General features: G+C 43.4%; 2 protein-coding genes. Both read left to right on the forward strand.

Annotated elements, in window-relative coordinates; translation table 11 throughout:
• The first annotated feature begins 60 nt into the window (after positions 1–60).
• Entirely contained in the window at positions 61–1509 is a 1449-nt protein-coding gene (gene tnpC, locus QUA47_RS30750; protein WP_333433616.1) for an IS66 family transposase, read from the forward strand.
• 192 nt (positions 1510–1701) lie between these two features.
• Positions 1702–1977, forward strand: coding sequence for a transposase (locus tag QUA47_RS30755; RefSeq protein WP_333433617.1), 276 nt, complete (start codon positions 1702–1704; stop codon positions 1975–1977).
• Positions 1978–2094 lie beyond the last annotated feature (117 nt).

Consider the following 2094-nt stretch of genomic DNA (forward strand, 5'->3'; position numbering starts at 1 on the left):
GTAAGGATTCAGGTAAAAAATAGTGAGAGTGAGAGCCGAGAAATATGGTAATGTAGTCAGATGAGCGAAAAATCAGAGTTATTAGCACTAAAAATGGAAATAGTTGACCAGTTGAGCCGCGAGGAACTGGTCAACATTGTGCTAACCCAACAGAAGCTGATTGAAAAATTACAACAAGAGCTCGAAAAGCTCAAAGAGAGACAGCCTAGTAATAGCAAAACATCATCGAAACCACCATCGAGCGATCTGATACAGAAATCAGAGACAGCCGCTTTTGATAACTCAAAAGAGTCAGAGTCCGAGCCAAAGCGTAAACCAGGAGGACAGCCTGGACATATCGGCAAAACCCGAAAAGGGTTTGGGCGAGTGGATAGATATCAAATCAGCACTCCTGACACTTGTGAACATTGTGGCAGCAGAGAATTAAGTGAGATGATTGGTTGCAGCAAGCAGCAGGTAGCGTGTTTAGTAGCCAGACCAATTGAAGTAGTCGAATATCAACGAGCCAAATGTCAATGTCTCGAATGTGGAGCAATGGTGATTGGACCAGCCTCACCGGGTATAGTGCCAGGACAAGATTTGAGTATCGACCTACAAGCATTATTGGTATGGCTAGGTAATTATGGGCACATATCTTACCAAAAGCAACAAGAGTTCCTGCGCGAACTAGGTGGAATCGAAATAGGGATAGGGACATTACAAGCCACAAATGCGCGGGTAGCCGATGCTATAAAACCCGCCGTTGCCGATTTATGGAAATGGGCATCATTACAAGCCCACGTCCATGTCGATGAAACCCCTTGGTGTGTCAAGGGAGTCAAAGAATGGTTATGGACGGCTACGGGTCAAGATTTTTGCCTGTTTCATGCTGCGGATACTCGGAGTAGAGCCGAATTAGAGATGATGCTGGGGAACGAGTTTGCTGGTGTGTTGAGTTCCGATGATTTTAGCGTATATAACGGTATTGTGGTGGGAGCGCAGCAAAAATGTTTAGCCCATCTACGGCGACATTTTAAGAAAGTTCTGCTTCTTAATTACGGTAACAATACAGTCGTCGCCTCTGCGTTCTTGGAATTAATTGATGAGGCATTTCGACAACATCGAAAATGGCGCGAACACCCTGAAGAGCTTGATTATCAGACTTGGGCGAGGGACTTTAAGACCAGGTTGGCAGAATTGTTAAATACTTGGCAAGGTCATGTTGGCTATGCTGCTGGACTGTTATTGCGCTCCTTGCGTGAGAAAGCACATCAATGGTGGTACTTTTTAGACCATCCTTACATTCCTCCTGATAATAATTTGGCAGAACGTTCTCTACGATTAGCCGTGACGAAGCGTAAGGTATCTGGGGGTTCCCGGTCAATGTCTCGGTTTGAACAAACTGCTGATTTGTTATCAGTGATTCAGACTTGTCGGTTTCAAGATAAAAGCGCAATGGCTTTTTTCCGTGATGCTATATCTGCCCATTATTGTAAGTTTTTCATGCCTTCTTTGATACCCTTATCTTAGACCTGAATCCTTACGTAAAAAAAAACATAGTACAGTAGCTAAACTGGAACAGAAAGAGTCCAAAAGTTAAGAGTTGAGTATTGGGAAAAAATCAAAAATATCGAGATCCAGAACAAGCGTATTCTTAGATGAAACGGGGATTATACGGTCGTTTGGCTAGGACTGTTGCTCGTTCACAGGTAGGGACATTCGTTGGCCGGAATCAAGCTATTTTATCGAGGCTCTAAAGTCACAGTTATTGGCGGAATTAGCCTGAAGAAATTTATGGCAGTAATGACAATGAATGATTCAATGGACGAGCCAGCATTTGCCGTATTTATTGAGAAGTTTTTCTGCCATCAATTATGGCTAGAAGCGGTAGTAGTGATGGATAATTTACCAGCTCAGAAACTCGCCTCAATTGTACCAATGATTGAAAGCGTAGCTGCAAGTATTATTGGTTTATCCCCCCTACTCTCCCTATTTTAATCCTATTGAAATGTGGTGGTCACAGCTTAAATCGTTTTTGCGAAGGTTTGCTCCCAATGCCCCAGCAATGATTGATAGGATCGTAGCAGTTGCCCTCAACCAACATGAATCCTAACC

The sequence above is a fragment of the Microcoleus sp. MON2_D5 genome, assembly GCF_036701905.1.
GTDB lineage: Bacteria > Cyanobacteriota > Cyanobacteriia > Cyanobacteriales > Microcoleaceae > Microcoleus.